The 19,156-nt window shown below is 61.2% G+C and carries 19 protein-coding genes; 4 read left to right on the top strand and 15 right to left on the bottom strand.

Going from position 1 to position 19,156, the window contains the following annotated elements; translation table 11 throughout:
• Nucleotides 1–4 precede the first annotated feature (4 nt).
• The 3 genes from NTD84_RS29600 to NTD84_RS29590 are packed head-to-tail and all read right to left on the bottom strand — an operon-like array spanning nucleotide 5 to nucleotide 1,683.
• A complete protein-coding gene (locus NTD84_RS29600; RefSeq protein ID WP_262172597.1) occupies nucleotides 5–619 on the bottom strand; it encodes a DUF4136 domain-containing protein in 615 nt (204 codons plus the stop codon).
• Nucleotides 620–631: 12 nt separating this feature from the next.
• Entirely contained in the window at nucleotides 632–1,381 is a 750-nt protein-coding gene (locus tag NTD84_RS29595; RefSeq protein ID WP_262172596.1) for a methyltransferase domain-containing protein, read from the bottom strand.
• Nucleotides 1,381–1,683 carry a MazG-like family protein gene (locus NTD84_RS29590; protein ID WP_130206432.1) on the bottom strand — a complete coding sequence of 101 codons (303 nt, stop codon included), beginning with the start codon at nucleotides 1,681–1,683 and terminating at the stop codon, nucleotides 1,381–1,383. The genes NTD84_RS29595 and NTD84_RS29590 overlap by 1 nt, the downstream gene beginning before the upstream one ends.
• A gap of 217 nt (nucleotides 1,684–1,900) precedes the next feature.
• On the opposite strand from NTD84_RS29590, the gene NTD84_RS29585 reads away from it, so the two are divergent.
• Both NTD84_RS29585 and NTD84_RS29580 read left to right on the top strand, forming a co-directional pair.
• Complete coding sequence (locus NTD84_RS29585) at nucleotides 1,901–2,194, top strand: hypothetical protein (RefSeq protein WP_262172595.1); 294 nt, start codon at nucleotides 1,901–1,903, stop codon at nucleotides 2,192–2,194.
• A 136-nt stretch (nucleotides 2,195–2,330) separates the two neighbouring features.
• Nucleotides 2,331–3,680, top strand: coding sequence for an MATE family efflux transporter (locus NTD84_RS29580; RefSeq protein ID WP_262172594.1), 1,350 nt, complete (start codon nucleotides 2,331–2,333; stop codon nucleotides 3,678–3,680).
• Here NTD84_RS29580 and NTD84_RS29575 read toward each other — a convergent pair.
• The 12 genes from NTD84_RS29575 to NTD84_RS29520 all read right to left on the bottom strand — a co-directional run bounded on the left by NTD84_RS29575 (nucleotide 3,661) and on the right by NTD84_RS29520 (nucleotide 14,965).
• Entirely contained in the window at nucleotides 3,661–4,548 is an 888-nt protein-coding gene (locus NTD84_RS29575) for an alpha/beta hydrolase (RefSeq protein ID WP_262172593.1), read from the bottom strand. The genes NTD84_RS29580 and NTD84_RS29575 overlap by 20 nt on opposite strands.
• 18 nt (nucleotides 4,549–4,566) lie before the next feature.
• Nucleotides 4,567–5,349 (bottom strand): DUF4123 domain-containing protein, encoded by a 783-nt coding sequence (locus NTD84_RS29570; RefSeq protein WP_262172592.1) that lies wholly within the window; start codon nucleotides 5,347–5,349, stop codon nucleotides 4,567–4,569.
• Nucleotides 5,346–6,653: a contractile injection system protein, VgrG/Pvc8 family gene (locus NTD84_RS29565; RefSeq protein WP_262172591.1), complete on the bottom strand. Its 1,308-nt coding sequence runs from the start codon at nucleotides 6,651–6,653 to the stop codon at nucleotides 5,346–5,348. Before NTD84_RS29565 ends, NTD84_RS29570 begins: the two co-directional genes overlap by 4 nt.
• 233 nt (nucleotides 6,654–6,886) lie before the next feature.
• The gene (gene speA, locus NTD84_RS29560) at nucleotides 6,887–8,800 is read right to left on the bottom strand and encodes an arginine decarboxylase (RefSeq protein WP_262172590.1); all 1,914 of its coding nucleotides are present in this window, start codon (nucleotides 8,798–8,800) and stop codon (nucleotides 6,887–6,889) included.
• Nucleotides 8,801–9,018: 218 nt separating this feature from the next.
• Nucleotides 9,019–9,390 (bottom strand): translation initiation factor Sui1, encoded by a 372-nt coding sequence (locus tag NTD84_RS29555; protein WP_262172589.1) that lies wholly within the window; start codon nucleotides 9,388–9,390, stop codon nucleotides 9,019–9,021.
• 335 nt (nucleotides 9,391–9,725) lie between these two features.
• The gene (locus NTD84_RS29550) at nucleotides 9,726–10,283 is read right to left on the bottom strand and encodes an NUDIX hydrolase (protein ID WP_262172588.1); all 558 of its coding nucleotides are present in this window, start codon (nucleotides 10,281–10,283) and stop codon (nucleotides 9,726–9,728) included.
• A 3-nt stretch (nucleotides 10,284–10,286) separates the two neighbouring features.
• On the bottom strand, nucleotides 10,287–11,354 hold the full coding sequence (locus NTD84_RS29545) for a DUF2333 family protein (protein WP_262172587.1): 1,068 nt from the start codon (nucleotides 11,352–11,354) through the stop codon (nucleotides 10,287–10,289).
• 152 nt (nucleotides 11,355–11,506) lie between these two features.
• On the bottom strand, nucleotides 11,507–11,983 hold the full coding sequence (locus NTD84_RS29540; RefSeq protein ID WP_262172586.1) for a hypothetical protein: 477 nt from the start codon (nucleotides 11,981–11,983) through the stop codon (nucleotides 11,507–11,509).
• Nucleotides 11,980–12,483, bottom strand: a complete 504-nt coding sequence (locus NTD84_RS29535) for an Hcp family type VI secretion system effector (protein ID WP_262172585.1) — start codon at nucleotides 12,481–12,483, stop codon at nucleotides 11,980–11,982. The genes NTD84_RS29540 and NTD84_RS29535 overlap by 4 nt, the downstream gene beginning before the upstream one ends.
• Nucleotides 12,484–12,495: 12 nt before the next feature.
• Nucleotides 12,496–13,182, bottom strand: coding sequence for a hypothetical protein (locus NTD84_RS29530; RefSeq protein ID WP_262172584.1), 687 nt, complete (start codon nucleotides 13,180–13,182; stop codon nucleotides 12,496–12,498).
• Entirely contained in the window at nucleotides 13,179–14,330 is a 1,152-nt protein-coding gene (locus tag NTD84_RS29525) for a DUF2515 family protein (protein WP_262172583.1), read from the bottom strand. The genes NTD84_RS29530 and NTD84_RS29525 overlap by 4 nt, the downstream gene beginning before the upstream one ends.
• Nucleotides 14,331–14,452: 122 nt before the next feature.
• Entirely contained in the window at nucleotides 14,453–14,965 is a 513-nt protein-coding gene (locus NTD84_RS29520) for a hypothetical protein (protein WP_315975583.1), read from the bottom strand.
• 363 nt (nucleotides 14,966–15,328) lie between these two features.
• Here NTD84_RS29520 and gcbA point away from each other — a divergent pair, with 363 nt between their 5' ends.
• Both gcbA and NTD84_RS29510 read left to right on the top strand, forming a co-directional pair.
• Nucleotides 15,329–16,999, top strand: a complete 1,671-nt coding sequence (gene gcbA / locus NTD84_RS29515; protein ID WP_262172580.1) for a diguanylate cyclase GcbA — start codon at nucleotides 15,329–15,331, stop codon at nucleotides 16,997–16,999.
• Between the two features lie 52 nt (nucleotides 17,000–17,051).
• Nucleotides 17,052–19,001, top strand: coding sequence for a methyl-accepting chemotaxis protein (locus tag NTD84_RS29510; protein ID WP_262172579.1), 1,950 nt, complete (start codon nucleotides 17,052–17,054; stop codon nucleotides 18,999–19,001).
• Nucleotides 19,002–19,156 lie beyond the last annotated feature (155 nt).

Here is a 19,156-nt window from a genome sequence, read left to right as displayed (position 1 = left end):
GAAGCTAACTGGGAGGATACGCCGACATGGCCTTTTCCACAGCCTCCCGAATCGCATCGGCGCGCGCGCTCTGGCTGCCCTTGTTGGCGGTTTCGGCGCTCGCACTCCAGACCGGCTGACCGCTTTGCGCGTCAAACATGTCCACCCGCACCACCACGACCTGTTCCGAATAGGTGCGGACGATCGGCACCGTGTTGTACATGCCGTAGCCGCTGCCGTAGCGGTTGTAACCGCCATAACCCCCGCCGTAGTAACCGTAGTCGTCCTGGACCTGACGCAAACGGGTTTCCAGATGCAGGTTGGCGCTGACGAACAGGTCCGCCGGGCGATTGTCATGCAGCGGACGCAGGCCGCGCTGGTCCAGGGCATTGCTCACCGCTTCGGCGACTTGCGCCGAGTCCGCCCACGCCGTGCCTGGCGGCAGGCGCCCGTCGAGCCAGGCCCAGCTGCGGTAGCGACCGTAGTCGCGAGGGGGCGCCGGGTAGGCGCTGCGGTCGAAGGTGCTGGCCGCTTGCGGCGGCGCCGGTGGCAAGGGCTTGGAGCTTGCCACGTAGGGATTGCTGCCCTGGCAGGCCGCCAATCCCAGACAGATCACCAGTAACCCTGAACGACTTTTCATTTCGCGCTCCGATCAGACCGGCCGACAGATCCAGTGCAAGTAGCGCCCAAGTCCGGCAAAGCTTGGGTGACGCCGGTGGGCCAGTTCCATTTCGAGCAAGTCCACCAGTTCGGCGCGGGCCTGGAATTCCACCGGCATGTAGTCGTGAAAAACACGCACCCCGCTCTGGGTTTCGACCTGCCACAAGCCTTCAAGTTGCGCCGACAATTCACGTGGGTCGAGGGGCTTTTGCGGGGTCAGGCTCTGCTTTTCACCGGCCATGTCGTTCTTGCGCATCTTGCGGAAGTGGCCTTTGAGCAGGTTGCGGTAGATCAACGCATCACGGTTGTAGAAAGCCAGGGACAACCAGCCGCCCGGCTGGGTCAGCTGATGCAGGACAGGAAGAATCGCATGGGGTTCGGCCAGCCATTCCAGCACCGCGTGGCACAGCACCAGGTCGTAGGGTTCGGTCAGTTGGCCAAGCAGTTCCTGCCACGGTGCCTGAATGAACGTTGCGCGCTGTCCGGCCTCGGCGAAACGCTGGCGGGCGCCTTCGAGCATCGGCTCGGCCGGTTCCGCCAGGGTGACGTCATGACCACGCTGGGCCAGCCATAACGACATGTGGCCCAGGCCGGCGCCGATATCGAGCACGCGCAACGGTCGGTCCGGCAGGGTTTCTGCCAGGTCAGCTTGCAGCACCGCCAGGCGGATCGCGCCTTTGGCGCCGCCGTAGATCTTTTCGGCGAAACGGGTCGCCAGTTGATCGAAATGCCGGTCGCTCATCAGCTGAACCTCCGTTCACTGTCCGCGAGCTTGCTGCGCACCACTTCGTTCATGTCCAGCCCCAACTCGCTGCACAGCAACAGCAGGTACAGGACGATGTCGCCGACCTCCTGCCCGGCGTGGGCCAGTTTGTCGGCCGGCAGCTGGCGGGACTGGTCTTCGGTCAGCCACTGGAAAATTTCCACCAGTTCGGACATTTCCACGCTCGCGGCCATGGCCAGGTTTTTCGGGCTGTGAAATGGCCGCCAGTCATTGCGGTCACGGATGGCGTGCAGGCGTTCGGTCAGTTCAACAAGGTTCATCGGGCTCTCCTGAAGGCGTATAGCTTCGGGGGGATGGCCGGGTATGGCAAGTGGCGTTGACCGCATAGGCTGGGCTGGCTCGAGTGGAAGGGGTAAAAAATGCGATATTAGGGGTGGCTGTCCCACCGCTTTCGCGAGCAAGCTCGACGCCTGCAAGGAACTCGCCACCGCGATTCATGGCCCAAGGCTCAACCACTTACATCAGGACGTTAACGACATGCAGGTAGAAAGCTTTTTCGAATGGCTCGGGCAGGCACTCGGTTCGGTCATCCGTTTTATCGTTGACGCCCTCAGCGGCCTGTTCAATCTGTTGAGCCACGCGGGTGGCAACTTTGTCGACGGGTTGTCCCGGGCGCTGGGCATGGACACTTCGATCATCAGCATCATCGCCTTGATTCTCGGACTGATGCTGCTGTGGTCGGCGATCCGCGCGTTCATGAATGCGTCGATCATCATGGGGATCATCTGGTTGCTGCTGGGGTTGTGGCTGCTGAGCTGGATCATCCACTGACACCTGTGGGAGCGGGCTCGCTCGCGAAAGCGCCGGCACGTCCAACATCAATGTGTCAGGCACACCGTCTTCGCGAGCCAGCCCGCTCCCACAATCAACCGGTGTCGTTACAATGCTCGCTCCTCAAGGAGCCCGCATGTCCAACCTGATTGCCGACTGGCGCGACCGCCCGACCCATCGCCGGGTCTGGGCGCTCGCCGCGCCCATGATTCTCTCGAACATCTCCGTGCCGCTGGTGGCGCTGGTCGACAGCACGGTCATCGGCCACTTGCCCCATGCCCATCAACTGGGCGCCGTGGCGGTCGGGGCCAGCCTGTATACCTTTCTCGCCTGGGCCATGGGCTTTCTGCGCATGGGCTCCACCGGGTTCGCCGCCCAGGCCGCCGGCCGCGGCGATGGGGCGGCGCTGCGGCAAATTCTGTTGCAGGGGCTGTTGCTGGCCATGGGGCTGGCCATCGCCCTGGGTGCGCTAGGCATCCCGTTGAGCGGGGTCGCCCTGCACTTCATGCAACCGTCGGCCGAGCTGGATCAACTGACCCGCGAATTTTTCCACACGCGTCTGTTCGGCCTGCCCGCCGCGCTGGCCAGTTATGCCTTGGTCGGCTGGTTTCTCGGTACGCAGAATGCACGGGCGCCGCTGGCGATTTTGCTGAGCACCAACCTGGTCAACATCGCGCTGAACCTATGGTTTGTCCTCGGCCTGGAATGGGGTGTGGTCGGCGCCGCCCGGGCCTCGGTGATCGCCGAATGGACCGGCGCGCTGATCGGCCTGCTGATGACCCGCAAAGCCCTGCGCGCCTACCCCGGCCACATCGCCTGGGCGGCGCTCGCGTTGTGGCAGAGCTGGCGACCGTTGCTGGCCGTCAACCGCGACATCTTCATTCGTAGCCTGTTGCTGCAATCGGTGTTCTTCCTGATCACCGTACAAGGCGCGCGCCTGGGGGATGCCACCGTCGCCGCCAATGCCTTGCTGCTCAACGGACTGCTGCTGACCGCTCACGCACTCGATGGCCTGGCCCACGCCGTGGAGGCGCTGTGCGGGCACGCGATTGGCGCGCGCGACCGGGATGCCCTGCGCCGTTCACTGGTGGTTGCCTGTGGCTGGTCGTTGCTGGCGAGCCTGGGTTTTGCCGTGCTGTTTCTGTTCGCCGGGCACCTGTTTATCGAGATGCAGACCGATATCCAGAGCGTGCGCGACACGGCCTTCATTTACCTGCCTTACCTGGCGGCCCTGCCGTTGATTGCGGTGTGGAGCTACCTGCTCGACGGCCTGTTCATCGGCGCGACCCGCGCCCGGGAAATGCGCAACGGCATGTTGCTCACGGTATTGCTGTTGTTGCCGTTTGCCTGGGCCCTGCAAGGGTTGGGCAATCACGGGCTGTGGATAACGTTCCTGTTGTTCATGGTCCTGCGCAGCCTGACCCTCGGCGTGATTGCCTGGCTGTTGCGTCGTAACGACGGCTGGTTCACAGGGCGGGTTCACTGACCGGCGTCGCCTTCACGAATGCCGTAACCTGATCCAGCACCGGCGCCAGACCACGCATCGGTCGTGACAGCGTCGCCACCAGCGTGGCATGGCCGGGGCGCGAGAAATACAGGTCCTGCACCGGCACGCCGGCCTCGCGCAACTTGCGCGCCAGGCCACCGGTGTTGCGCGTCGGGTTGACCAGATCGTCGTCCGTCGCCGCCATCAACAAGGCCGGTGGCGCGCCGCGACTGATGTGATTGATCGGCTGTGACTGCGGCGGGGAATCCGGCCAGAAAAACACCGGGCGCACTTGCCGATTTTCGATCGGCAGAAAATCGTACGGTCCGGCCAGGCCGATCCAGCCGCTGAGATTGTGCGGTGACAGGCCCACCGCCCCCAGCAAACCGGGGTCCAGCGCCAGCATCGCTGCGTTGTACGCCCCGGAGCTGTGCCCCATCAGGTACAACCGCTGCGGATTTCCGGAAAACTGGCGAATGTGCTCGTGCGTCCAGGCGACGGCCTGCGCGTTATCTTCCAGGAACAGCGGGTAACGCACCTGCGGGTACAACCGATAATCCGCCAGCACCGCCACCATCCCCCGGGACGCCAACGCCTCACCAACAAAACCGTAATCGCTGCGCGAGCCGCTGTTCCAGCTGCCACCATAGAAAAATACCACCACCGGAGCGCCTTCCATGGGATGGCGCGGCACATACACATCGAGTTTTTGCCGCGGATCGCTCCCGTAGGCAATGCCTTCGGTCTTGTCGAAACTGCCGTCGGGGGTCAAGGCATTCAGCATTTTCAGGGGCGAGCATGCCGTCATCGCGAACAGCAAACACCCGCCGATTGCCAGGCTGAACAGGCGCCGGAGCGTGCTGGCCATTGATATTGATTCCCGTGTTCAAGGTTGATCGTTCTGCCAGCGATTGCGCAGGTTTTCGAGGCGTTCCTGCTGCGTGCGTCCCGACAACGGCTGCACCAGCGAAGCCCGCGGGTACTGCAAGCGTAGCCACAACCAGCCATCGAGCACCGGTCGTTCGCGAAAGCCCAGCATCAGCCCTTCCTGCACATGGGCCCACAAGCGGTGGTAATCGGTTCCGGTGGCCTGGTTCCAGTGCCAGGCATGCTGTTCCAGCAGGCAGGTTTGCAGCTTTTCCCGCTGGCGCGGGCTGAGGCTTTCTTCGACAGCCAGCGGACTGACCGCGAGTTCCGGGTTGAGCAAGTGCTGCCAGCCCTGGCTGCCAATCGCCCGGTCGGCCCAAGTTCCGCCGAACCAGTGCAACCGGTTGATAGGCCCCAGCCAGCGGCTCAACTCCAGCGCATCGCAGGCATCGAAAAAGTAACTGGCCGTGTTGGGGTTGTAATAGCTCAGTACGGCCCGATGATGCAGCCCGATCGTGACGGTGAGCATGCGGCGCAAATGCTCCAGCAACTGCGAGGACGACGCTTCGCTGACGATCAACAGACCCCGCCAGACCTGCGTCTGGCTGTAGCATGACTCCGCCAGGGCCGGGCAGGTGCGCAGGTCGATCAGCGCCGGACCGTCTTCGCGCAACGCCTGCAGCTCCGTGTCCTCGAACAACCAGAAACACCGGGCCTGGGGGAACGTCTGTTGCAGCAGTGCTTTCGCTTGAGGCGCGCCCGGTACATCCAGCAACAGCCATTGCGGTGGCGCGCCGATCATGCCGCACCGCTCTGGCCAAACCCCGACAGCGCCCGACAGGTGCACAGCGCCTCGGTGCAATGGCTGAAGCTGCCGCCGCCGGGCAACAGGCACAACAATATCAAGGGCTCGCCCGTGCGCAGGAGTTCCAGCAACCCGGCCTCGGGCGAGCCGTCTTCGGTCGGCCCGGGCACCTCGTCCTCGGCCGCCGTCGTCGGGTTGGGCAGAAATCCGCAAATCAGCGGCTGGTCCGGATCGCCCTCGATGAAACTCACCACCACCTCGGTGCCCTCCGTCAGCGCCGGCTCTTCCAGCTCGGCGGCCAGCGGCAGCCAGCAATAGCTGGGGGCCGCGCCCTCGCCCTGATAGAGCCAGTCAAACTGCACCGCCACCGGCCTCGAAGGATCCGGCCGAGGCTCGTCGACATCGACCACCCAGGCGCGCTGCAGGCTGTGCATCCGCGGCTTCACCGCACACTGGGGCGGGACGAAGGCAGCCTCCCAATGAATCGCGCGGATCTGGTTGCTGTAGGGCACCAGGGGGTCCTGCCTGCCCTGATGTTCGACATGGGTCAGCAGCCACAGGTGATTCCAGTCGGCGACCGGATGGTCGTGCAAGGACATCAGCTGGCCGCTGCGCAGCATCGGCAGGTCGCTGCGCCCTTCGGCACTCGGCGCGGTACGTTGCCCCGCTTGCCGCTGGAATTGCCGCACCGCGGGTGGCCCGCCATCGACCCGGAACGGTGCGCTCGCGCCAGGACGGAAACGCCCGTGACCATCACCAAACACCACGCAGTGTCCGTGCACATCGTGCTCGAAGTGGTAGTGCAGGCGCTCCTGGGCACACAGGCGCTGGAGAAACTGCAAATCCGATTCCCGATATTGCGTACAGAAATTTCGGGGCGGGTAATCGCCACTCAGCTCGAAACGCCGATGTCTGCCGACAATGCCGTGCTCCCTGAGCACCTGACTGATGATCTCAGGCACCGACAGCGCATTGAAGATCCGCTGGCTGAAACGCTGGGCCAGGCAAGCCAGCCGGGGCCCCAGGCGCACGTGGCACAGCCTGACGGTCGGGCCGTGGTCACGCTGGACGAGTTCATGCAATTGACCCTGCACTGCGCTGCCGTCCGACGCCAAGTGCAAAACGGCCGAACGGTACAGCAGGCTGGCAAGGTCGAGCGTCGGGTCATTGATCAGCAGATCCACGTCGAACACGAAGGGCTCGCTGATCGCTTCTCTACCGGTAAAGGCCAGGACTTCGAAAGGGTCAGGCAGACCGGCTACATCCAGACGAAATGACGGTTCGTTGGCTGGCTCGAACATCGGCGATTCTCTACAGGAGGGGCGGCCGGGGATTCTCGCCGAGAGACATGGCCGAGTAGAGTGCCGAAGTACAACTTAGGAAATGGCCTACGAGAAAAGAAGACGATATGACTTTGATAGGCAGGACTGAGGGCAACTTCGCGGAAAAATAGAGAACCGACGCACCAGGTCATCCGAAATTTCCGCAGCTCGCGGTACATTTTCAGACAACCTGATGAGAACGGCGACTGACCTCAGGAAGACAGGTAAGACGAACGGGTCAGGCCCAGGCGCAGGGCGTCGAGGAACTGGGTACGTTCGGCGGCGGTGATGCGGGCGCTGGCGCACTTGTCGCGGTAGTGGGTCATCAGCTCTTCCGGCGACAAATGCACGTAACGCAGCATGTCTTCGATGGTGTCGTGGGTTTCGATACCCGCGTGGTACACGCTGCCGTCGGCATTCTGGTAGATGTTCACCGAGTCGGTGTCACCGAACAGGTTGTGCATGTCGCCGAGAATTTCCTGATAGGCGCCGACCAGGAAGATCCCCAGCAGGTAGTCCTCGCCTTCATTCAGGGCGTGTACCGGCAGACTGGTTTCGATGCTCTGCTCGTCGACGTATTGCTTGATCTTGCCGTCGGAGTCACAGGTCAAGTCCTGCAGCACCGCGCGACGCAGCGGCTCTTCGTCGAGACGGTGCAGCGGCAGGATCGGCAGGACCTGGCCGATGGCCCAGGTGTCCGGCAGGCTCTGGAACACCGAGAAGTTGCAGATGTACTTGTCGGCCAGTTTGTCATTGAGTTCGTCGAGCACCTGGCGGTGCGAACGCTGACGCGCCTTCAACGAGTTGTGCAGGCGACGGCACACGGCGAAGTAGCATTGCTCGGCCAGGGCTTTTTCCGCCAGGGTCAGCTTGCCGTCGGCGTACTGGGTGGCGACATCGCTCATGTAGTGCGTGGCACGCCAGTAGGTTTCGGTGACCATTTCGATGTCGGTCGGGCCGAGCAGGTCCACCAGCCACTGCACGGTTTCCGGCAGCGCTTCCTTGTTGTCGATCTGCGGCACGTCGTCGTTGTGTTTCTCGACGTCGGTCACCTGCACCACCAGCATGGCGTGGTGCGCGGTCAGCGAGCGGCCGCTTTCGGAGAAGATGTTCGGGTGCGGCAGGCTCTGCGCGTCGCAGAACTCCTTGAGCATCCCGACCACGACACCGGCGTAATCGTCCATGTCGTAGTTGATCGAACTGGCGTTGCGCGAGTGGGTACCGTCGTAGTCGACACCCAGACCGCCACCGACGTCGATGTGGTCCACCGGCAGGCCGAGGTTGCGCAGTTCGCCGTAATAACGAATCGCTTCCTTGAAGCCATGCTGGTAGTCCGCCAGATTGGCGATCTGCGAACCCATGTGGAAGTGCAGCAGGCGAATGCCCTGATCCAGGCCTGCCGCGCGGAAACGCTCGACCACCGACAGCAGTTGCGCCGCTGACAGACCGAACTTGGATTTTTCGCCGCCAGTGTCCGCCCATTTGGACGAGGCCAACGACGACAGACGCACACGCAGACCGACCTGAGGCTTGACCTTGAGGGAGGCGGCTTCTTCGATCACCAGCTCCACTTCGGATTCTTTCTCGATCACGATGAACACGTTGTGACCCAGCTTCTGGCCCATCAGCGCCAGACGGATGAACTCACGGTCCTTGTAACCGTTGCAGACGATGGTGCCGCCCTTCGGTGCCAGGGCCAGCACGGCCAGCAGCTCGGGCTTGGAGCCGGCCTCCAGGCCGATGGACACGTTCTGCGTGGCGATGATGTTTTCGATCACCGCTTCCTGCTGGTTGACCTTGATCGGGTACAGCGCTGTGTATTTGCTCTGGTATTCCAGGCGCTCGATGTTGGCGTCGAAGGCGCCGGTCAGCTGACGCACGCGGTCTTGCAAAATGTCGGGGAAGCGCACCAGCAACGGCAAGGACAGGCCGCTTTTGCGCAGCTGGTCGACTTGCTCGAACAGGTCGATAGGCGAACTGGTCGGACCGTTCGGACGAACCTCGACGCGACCGGCGTCATTGATCGCGAAATACCCGGCCCCCCAATGGCGAATCCCGTAAACACTGCGGCTGTCCGCAACTGTCCATTGGCTGCCATCGTCTTTGCGTGTGCGTCGTACGGACATTGAAGTCCCCTATAAAGAAGTCATAGAGCGTCGCCTGGGTTCAGGCCGGCGCAGTCTAAAGGATGAAAATGACGGTTCGTCAACGAGGGATAGACCTCGCTGACCGCAGTGAGTTTAGAAACCGGTCAGGAACAGGCTCTGTGAAAACCATGTAGGCGACGCCGGACCCGGGTTGCATCGGGACCGGATCGAGCCGGGGGTGGTTTTCACAGAGGCTGCTAGCCGCCGGACTTCTTTGCCTTGAAACCCAGCTTGATCAGTTCGGCCAAGAGTAGCTCGACATGATCGCCCTGGATCTCAATGATGCCGTCTTTCAACGCGCCGCCGGTGCCACAGCGTTTCTTCAACGTAGTGGCCAAGTCCTTGAGCGCGTCTTCGGCCAGCGGCACGCCGGTGATGGTCGTCACCGTCTTGCCGCCACGGCCCTTGCTCTCGCGACGCACGCGAGCGATGCCGTCGCCGGCCGGGATAACGGTCTGTTTGCAGATGCAGGCGTCCACCGGTTGACTGCAACCCGGGCAATGACGACCTGCGTCGGTGGAAAATACCAGGCCACCAAGGGCGGCGAAGGATGCGGCTTTTTTGGCCACCGGCAATCCTCTTGGGAGGACAAAGACTGGTCGCGGCAACCTGGGCAGGTGCCATCGACCGCGAAGCCCCACTCAGGCAGGGGCAGCGCTACTGAAACGGCAGAGCTTTGTCGAAACACGCTAACGTCCATCGGACAAAACGCATCTTCTCTGCAGGAGCGAGCTTGCTGGCGATGAACTCAAGGACGACGCGTTCATTCTGGATGCCCGCATTATCGTTGAGGTCCATCGCGAGCGAGCTCGCTCCTACAGTTACAGCAATACCGGTTCAGTTTGAAAAGGTCGCGCAGTGTAACGGCAAAAACGCCGATTGCTAAGAGCCAATCGGCGCCAATTTATGCCTCTTTTGCGACGTCTTCCCCGCGAGCCCGGAGATAGCGCTTCAACGCAGCCAAAGAGTCCGGACAGTAAGGCTTTTGCTGGATTTCCAGCATCACCTGATCGATGGGGATAAAGCGCGCTTCGAGCACCTCCTCCGGTTGCAGGATCAGCGGACCGTCCCACACCGCGGAAAAGGCCGAACACCAGAGTCGATTCCCGGTGTCTTCGAAGAAAAAGTGATCATGGGCGGTCAGCTCCACGCCGCTCACGCCCAACTCTTCTTCCAGCTCCCGAGCCGCGGATTCGGCGTACGTCTCGGTGGCGAGCACCATGCCGCCCGCCGCCACGTCCCAGTAACCCGGATAAATCGCCTTGCTCAGCGTGCGCCGGTGCACACACAGCTCCCCGGCGGAGTTGAACAGCATGATGTACGTGCCGCGTCCGATCAGCCCGCGTTCGCGCAAATCGGAACGGACCAGGGCGCCGAGCAGCTTGTCCTGCTCGTCGACCCAGGCAATCTGTTCGGCATCGGAGGCCGCGCGGTGGGCGGCCTCTCTGGCGTTATCGACCATGACTCAGCCCTGATTGAGCAGTTGACGCAAATCGATCACCGCCGCGTTGGCCCGGGAAATATAGTTGGCCATGACCAGCGAGTGGTTGGCCAGCACGCCGAAGCCGCTGCCGTTCAGGATCATCGGGCTCCACACCGGCTCTTGCGAGGCCTCCAGCTCACGAATGATCTGGCGAACGCTGACCGTCGCGTTCTTCTTCGCCAGCACATCGGCGAAGTCGACTTCGATCGCGCGCAACAAGTGGGACAGCGCCCAGGCCTGGCCGCGAGCCTCGTAGAACACGTTGTCGATCTGCATCCACGGGGTTTCAACGATTTCTTCGTCCACCTGCGGCACCTGGCCTGGCGTGACGACTTCGGTCTTCAGCGCGGTGTTCAACTTGACCCGGCCGACGCTGGCCGACAGGCGCTGCGACAGCGAGCCCAGACGGGTGCCCACATCGCCCAGCCAGTTGTTCAGGTTGTCGGCGCGCGCGTAAAACAGCGCGTTTTTCTGCGACGGATCGGACAGGCGCGCCTGGTAACGGCTCAGGGAGTTGATGCCTTCCTGGTATTCGGACTCACTGGATGGCAGCACCCAGCTTTTATTGTCGAAGTTGAAACGCGGCTCGGCCTTGGCCAGATCGGAATCTTCCGCCGATTGCGATTGCGAACGGGCGAAGTCTTTACGCAAGGCACGCGTCAGGTCGCGAACCTGGACCAGCACCCCATATTCCCAGCTCGGCATGTTATCCATCCACAAGCCCGGCGGAAAACGGTCGTTGGAGATGTAGCCACCCGGTTTGGTGAGCAAGGTATCGGCGACCGTCTTGAGGGTTTCCACCGTGGTGTAGCCAACGACCATCTGCTTGCCTTCCCGCTCGGCAGCCATCTGGGCATTTTGTTGAACCGGGAACAGCGCCGGCTCCTGGCTCCAGTACCAGCCCAGCGCAATGGTCACAATCAGGTAGAGGCCGATCAATGTCGCCAGCGCCCGGCTGAACAACAGGCCACCGATGTAACTGCGGGTGGCCGATTTCGGTTCAGCGGCACGTTCAGGCGCGCTGCCCGCGCGGTTCTTCCAGTCCAGCATGGCGATATCCTTTCAATCACTTGAGTTCATCGGTTCGACCACAACCATACAACAACGTGCCTTTGCCCGGCACCCGTCGTCGGGTTATCCGGATAAATTAGCGTCAGGTGACGGCGCTGATCGCCGGTCATGAACTCGAGCAAGGTCGGCTGTCAACCGCCGATGATCACCATTGAAATTCGCTGGACTCCAGGCGATAGAAACAGATGAGCGATGCCGGCGCCGTCGGTTCTGCGCGGCGCAGTGACCCCATCCACCGCCGCGGTGTAATTCCGATGGGTCAAGGGCTCCCCCGTCGCGCTGTTCAAGAGGCGAAAGAGCGTGGGTGATCTTGAGGGCTGGACGGGCGGATTTCGCATCAGCGCCATGACCTTTGGGTCAAACGCACGATTCGGCATTATCCATTCAGCGTAGTCAGCGTCCGGCTTGATCAAGCGCCACTCCCCCCGTTCAATCAGATCCAGCACCTCGCTGTCGATATCGATCAGCAGGCCGGCACGCAACTGAACCAGTCCTTCAATGGGCTCGCGATCCTGCAAAGCCTGGCGCACGAGCACCAGCGCCTCTTCACGGGGCCAGGTATGTTGGCGCTCCTGATCGGTCAGCTCGAATTCATTAACCAGCCTCATTCTTGAGCCTCTTGCCACTCGTCGCAACCCATGGTTCGACTGACTTCATGCCGCCAATAGATTCGCCGGTAACTGAAATGAACCTTCTCCAACTGAGTGAGGTGAGCGGTGCCGGGATCCTGGCAATGCGGCATCAGCACTTCGGCGCCGATGATCAGCGCGTCCTCCAACTCCATCGTGTAGAAATGCTCCTGCACGCCGCGAGCCGACGTGCGATACCACTCGACCCGGCACTGGCTGAGCAATTCTCCGGCACACAACGCGACGTTGATCAGCGGCGACGCCCTGTCGATGGCCTTGGTGATGATCAGCGGCTTGTGCATCCGACGCCCGGCGCCAGCGCCTTTCGGTACGAAAATGCCATGGCTGAGGGCCTGGATCATGATCTTGTCCTCACGTCCCACTTGATAGGTGTTGCCCACCGAGGCTTCGGTGAAAGCGCCACCGCTGATCAGGCCCTGTCGCTCGCCCCGGAGGGTCATGAAGGCGGGAGTTGGCATGGTGGAGCTCCTTTATTGTCGGGGTTGTGGGGCGGGGAAGTGGCTGGGCTCGTTGTACAGGTCTTCGATTTCATCGAAGGGCACCCAGGGTTTCGCGAGCGCAAGGGTGATGAGGTAGCGCTCTTCGGTCGGATTCCGGTAGTCCTCGAAGCGCCCAAGTAACAGCATGGCCTGATACTTATCGCCTGCCTGCCAAAAGGATCTCCCGGAAAGAATTCCTTTCCTCAAGTAAGCCCGCCACTCAGGGGTGTCCGCGATGGTGGGATTTTCTCGTAGCCCCTTGGCCACCCAGCCTCTTTCACGCCATTGGTTTTGCAGGTCGAGAACTACCTTAAGGGCGTCATCGATCAGTAGCGGCTCGATCTGCGGGGACATGCGAACGCTGTAAATGACGTTGTCGTCGAATCCGACGCTAAAGAAGCGCGCGGCAGGCGTGGTGAACCCGAATTGCGAGTCGACGAATCGCAATTTTGCGTCGGTCATGGGAATACCAGACCAGATGTGCCCGCGTATTTCCGGACTAAAGGGTGCTGAAGATTTTTTGCGCAAGCCTTCATACGTTCCGCCCATCTCAAGAACGATTTCAGGCTCATCCCACAGCGGTTGCCTCAACTGATGTACGGCAGCCCATATCAAGGCAACGATAAGTAGAAGGCACGCACAGCAGCGCCAGCCGAATAACCGTGGTCGCTGGCTCATAACCCTAGACCGTTCATGGCGATTTCGTTGATTGAACGTTCTAACGCAGAACGGTTTTGATCACCGAGCATTTGATCAAAACGCGCTGCGGCCTTAAGCACGAATGCCATGCGCTGCTGTATATCCGACAAGTCCGCCAGAGGGTTATTGCTGAAACCGATGGTGCGGTCGTCCTTGACGCGCTCACATTGACTGGTGAGGGTCAACTCAATCGCTTGGGCTACGCCAGAGGGGAAACCAGTCACATAGGAAGCATGGTTGCCACGCAATAAAGCCACCAATTGACGGTCTTGGTAAATCGTCGGCTGGAGGATGTTGATCTGCTCATGCCGCGCCAAATGCTCAACACTTCCGGCAATATCCCCGTTTTCTATAGCCCCAAAGCCAAGCAAAATCTCGATGTAAACCTGTCCGAATTCGAGCTTGTCCCTCCCCACCGGCCAAAGCACTGGGAACTTTGGATGCCCAAATATTCCCGCCCGCGCTCCTAAACACTTCTCCAACTCTTTCAAACCACGCTTCGCATAAAACTCATGCAACGGAAAAACATCCAGAAACAGCGTGGTATTCCCCAACGCCATCATGTCGTATACATAACGGAACTGCTGTTGCACCAGCGACAACTCCTCCCCCACTGAATGGAAGTCCGCCGAGGGAACAGGATTGCGGGCAGCCGTTTCCTTATAGTCGCGCATCGCCTCGGCATGCTCAGACTGCCTGCCGGGCGTATACAGACCGAGACCACGGCGCTGGCCGAGCGTGCGTTGTCGAGCCTCACGTTCCTCGCGAATGAGTTCAATACTGTCCGCCGCATGCAGCAACCCGCAGCCGACCTGCTTGGAAGCAAATGCCGCCAGCCCAGCCCATTGGAACCGCGAATCGTGCAGCCATAAGCGAGCATAGGCCGCGTTGATCACGCGATTGCGCTCGACCGGGTCGGCAATCAGCACACCGCCCGGCGCGACGATCTCTTCCGCCGCGCGCTGGTAGTGCCGCCATAGGCAGTCGCAGGTAAGAATCGGCACCTCGGTAATTTGAGCCTTGACGCCATAGAGCATCTCCTCTTTGCATTCACAGTCGGCGATGGGTGTGATGTTGTGGTTGAGGCGTTGCTTGTCACTGGGGTGCTCTTTGAAACACTGGGTCATGATTCATATGGCTATCTAAGGGCTTCCTTACACCCTACCAACCATCGAAATCAGGCGAACCCAGCAAACAGAAAATCAGAATTCCCTGATGGGCAATGCTCCAATGGGGTTTCAGATACTTCTTACAAATTGACCTTATCTGTGCGCCTCGTCCCACTCGGAAACAAGAGGGTTAGCGGAATGGATGGATCCAGCTCAATGAGATCACCTTCGTCGCCATCTTCTGCGAATGGCGTCCATGGCTTGCTGATCGACAGTGTGATGAGGTAGCGCTCTTCGTCGGGTCGTCTGTCGTATTTGAAACGGTACATGTGCATGGTGACTTGATGTTTTTTGCCAGCCTTCCAGTAGACCGATCCGCCTCTATTCACGTCGCGCAACTGTGCGCGCCATTCAGGCGTATCGGCAAAGGGCGGATACCGTGTCCTGCCGGCCATTCTCCATCCGCCTTCGCGCCACTGGTTTTGCAAATCCAGCGCTACCTTTAAAGCGTCATCGAGCAACAGCGGCTCGATCTGCGGCGACATGCGGATACCGAAAATGACATTGTCGTCAAAGTCGACGGTAAAGAATCGCGCTGCAGGCGTGGTAAATCCAAATTGCGGATCGTCGAATCGCAATCTCGCGTCGGTCATGGGAATACCGAACCAAACGTGCCCGCGTATTTCCGGACTCACGCAGTCATCTAACTAAGGGTTTCCCTGACACCCTAACAGCCGAACTCCCGTGCAAATCCAGCACGCGAAAAACCAGAATCCCCTGACAAATAAATCTCACCAGGATGAAGGATCCTTCGCACAAACAGCCCGAAAGCGCCCTGAAGTACCCGATCTGCGGGCCTTTCCAAATAATCATCAGACATTTTCAGACCAGGCAGTCAGAAACTGAATGACGTCGCTTTGCAGTTTATTGACGCACGACACTCATGTAACTGAAAAGAGGTGCTAGCATAGAGCCACCACTCAACCTCAGCATGCCCCCTAACTAGTAGTCAGGATATGACCGAGCCAGAAGACCCCAGCCGTGAGCGCCTCAAGCACCACTTTGCCCAGCGGGTAATTCATCAGGCACGTCAAATTCTTGAGATCTGGCAGCGCCTGCAACGCAGTGAATGGTCGCTCACCGACCTGTCGGAACTCAGCGAGGCCAACCTGCGCCTGCTGCGTTTCGCCGAGCGCTTCGAACAACCGGAACACAGCCAGCTGGCGCGCCATATCGGCCTGTCGCTGGAAGCCGTCGACGCCAACCGCGGGCGCCTGAACAGTGGGCTGATCACTGACCTCAATCGCCTGATGCAGCGCCTGTCGCGCACCGGCCTGCGTCACGGCGATCAACTCGAACAAACCTTTCTGCCGCCACTGCGCAAACCGATCTACGTGATGCTGCAGGATCACGACCGTGCCGAGCGCCTGGCCAAGCAGCTGGAATTCTTCGGCCTCAGCGCCCAATCCCTCGACAGCGTGGCCGCGTTCCGCTCGTCGATGATCGAACGCTTGCCTGCCGCGATCGTCATGGACGTGGACTTCAGCGGTCCGGGCATTGGCCTGAAACTCGCCGCGGAAGCCCAGGTCGGCCTGGATGAACCGTTGCCGCTGCTGTTTTTCAGCCTGCTTGAAACTGACACCCCGACCCGTCTCGCCGCCGTGCGTGCCGGCGGCCAGGAATTTCTGACCGGCACCCTCGAAGCGTCGAGCCTGCTGGAAAAAATCGAGGTCCTGACCTGCGTCGCGCAGTACGAACCTTATAAAGTGCTGATCATCGATGACTCCCGCGCCCAGGCCCTGCACACCGAGCGCCTGCTCAACAGTGCCGGAATCGTCACCCGGACATTGATCGATCCGATCCAGGCCATGGCCGAACTGGCGGACTTCCAGCCCGACCTGATCATCCTCGACATGTACATGCCGACCTGCACCGGCACGGAGCTGGCCAAGGTCATTCGCCACAACGATCGTTACGTCAGCGTGCCGATCATTTACCTGTCCGCCGAAGACGACCTGGACAAGCAGCTCGACGCCATGAGCGAAGGCGGCGACGACTTCCTGACCAAACCGATCAAGCCGCGGCACCTGATCACCACCGTGCGCAACCGCGCGGCACGGGCGCGCAACCTGAAGGCGCGGATGGTGCGTGACAGCCTCACTGGCCTGTACAACCACACGCACATCCTGCAACTGCTCGAAGACTGCAGCTTCCGCGCCCGTCGCGAGAGCAAGCCGTTGAGCTTTGCGATGCTCGACATCGATCACTTCAAACGGGTCAACGACAGCCACGGCCACCCCATGGGCGACCGCGTGATCAAGAGCCTGGCGCTGTTCCTCAAGCAACGTCTGCGCAAGACCGACTTCATCGGCCGTTACGGTGGCGAAGAATTCGCCATCGTCATGCCCGACACCGATATCGAAGCGGCCTACAACGTTCTCGACGAAATCCGTCAACGCTTCGCGGAAATTCATTACCCGGCTCAGCCCCAGGATCTCTGGTGCACCTTCAGCGCCGGGGTGGTCGAGCTGTGCGAAGACTCCGACGGCCTGATGATGGCCAGTCAGGCGGACGAGGCGCTGTACCGCGCCAAGCACGCCGGGCGCAACCGCGTACAGGCGGCACGGGCGTCAAAGCAAAGTGCCACCTTTTCATCGGAATCGACCCAGTCCGTCATCACTCTGTAACAGAAACGCAATAACTTCAGCGACTTACCATTCTGCCGTTGGTAGTCCCGCAATGCGCCTGAAGCTGCTGACCAATTTCAACACCCTTCTTTTAGTGGCCGTGTGTGTTGCCCTCGGCGCCACGCTCTGGTGGTCGCAAAGAGCCCTGGAACGCCCGTATTTATTGATGGAGCGTTACCTCGGCTTGTCTCAGCAATTTCAGAATGAAGTGGCGCGCAATGTCGAGGATTACCTCGCCAGCGGCGATGCCTTGCGCCTGAGCAGTGCCAGCCAGGCCATCGACACTCTGCAACAAGAACTCAAGGATTTGCCGCCCTCCTTGGCCGACACCTTGCGCCCGAGCCTGGCGAACCTTGATGAATTCAGCAAAACCGACCTGCTGGCCGCCGGCAAACTCGCGGGCGATCCACAAGCGCTGCTGCTGCAAGCCGAACGCGAACTCGGCGCCAGTCTTGATCAGCTCAGCCAATACGCCAGCAGCAACGCAACCTATCTGACACCGCTGCTCGGCGCGTCACAACACCTGGGCAAACTGTCGCTGGCCCGGGACAAACTGGTCAGCAGCGGTCGCAGCGAACTGGCGGCGGACGTCGAACGTGAAGTCACCAACATCCGCGCGCAGGCCGAGCTGCTGAACGCCCTGCCGCTGCTCGGGGTGACGAGCAAAACCGAATCGGGCACCGACGATTTCGCGGCCATGATGGGCCTTGAGAACATTGAAAAAACCGAGGTCGAAGACGCCGGCGTAGGACTCAAACGCGAACTCAACAGCCTGCTCACCCGCTACCCTGCCGAGCTGGCGCGCACCCGCGAGCAGATTCAGAAACGTGCCGACCTCAGCGCCGCGACTCACCTGAAAATCGCCGCGGTGCAGCAGGCCATCGCCGGGCTGGAACCGGTGGTTCGCGCCCAGCACGGGCAAATCCAGGGCGAAGTGCGGCTGATGCAAGGGGTGATGATCGGTCTGATCCTGCTGATCGCCTTGCTCATCGACACGCTGCAGCGACGTCTGGCCCGGACGCTGACCAACCTTGCGCCAGCGCTCTCGACCTGGGCCGAGGGTGACTTCAGCCGGGACATTGAACTGGGCAAGACCAACCGCGAGTTGCATGACATTCAAGCCTCGCTCAACCGCCTGCGTGCCTACCTCGTCGACTTGGTCGGGACCATCCGCCTCAACGCCGAACAAGTCGCCGGCAGCAGCCGCACCCTGGCCGAGTTGAGTAATGACCTGCACGGCGGCGCCGAACATCAGGCCGGCGATACCGCGATGATTCGCGACTCACTGAGTGAACTGGAGGCGACCATCCAGCAGGTCGCCGGCGATGCCAGCCAGGCCGCCGACGCCAGCCGCCATGCCGGGCTGGCGGTGGAGCACGGGCAGAAAGTCATTGGCCTGAGCCTGACCGGCCTGCACGCACTGGTCGACGAAGTGCAGGGCAATGCGCAAATGATCGAGCACCTGGCCGAGGAGTCGGCGACCATTGGCGGCGTATTGACGGTCATCCGTTCGATTGCCGACCAGACCAACCTGCTGGCGTTGAACGCGGCTATTGAAGCGGCCCGCGCCGGGGAAATGGGTCGCGGTTTTGCCGTCGTCGCCGAAGAGGTTCGCTCGCTGGCGCAACGCACCGCCGGCGCGACGGCAGAGATCCAGACCTTGATCGCCGGGCTGCAAACCGCGGCCCGGCAATCGGTGGAAGGCATGCGCGCCCAGGTTGGACACGCCAGAGCCACCGCCAATCAGGCACAGGCGGCGGACGGCGCGCTGGATAAAATCGTCGGGGCGATCCAGACCATTTCCGACACCGCCATCCGCATCGCCGATGTCACCGCGCAACAGAGCGGCGCTGTCAGCGAAATCCGCGATCACAGTGAGAGGATTCACCAATTGGGTGGGGATAACTTGATGCGCATTGGTGAGGGGCGCGAGCAAGGTGAGCATTTGTTGGTGCTCGGTGGACGGTTGCACACGGCCGTTCAAGCATTCCGCGTCAGATAAACCGCCATTCGGGCAAGCCCGCTCCCACAAGGACAGCGAATAACCTGTGGGAGCGGGCTTGCCCGCGGGGGCGTCCGCACAATCACCGCAGAACTCCCAGCCCTGCACACCCCGCTACTGTCCGCTATCATGCCCGCACCTCCGATACGCGAGAC

Source organism: Pseudomonas sp. 14P_8.1_Bac3 (assembly GCF_025466085.1).
Taxonomy (GTDB): Bacteria; Pseudomonadota; Gammaproteobacteria; order Pseudomonadales; family Pseudomonadaceae; genus Aquipseudomonas.
The sequence above is the reverse complement of the archived record's forward strand: the minus strand, read 5'-3'. Positions and strand labels throughout refer to the sequence as shown.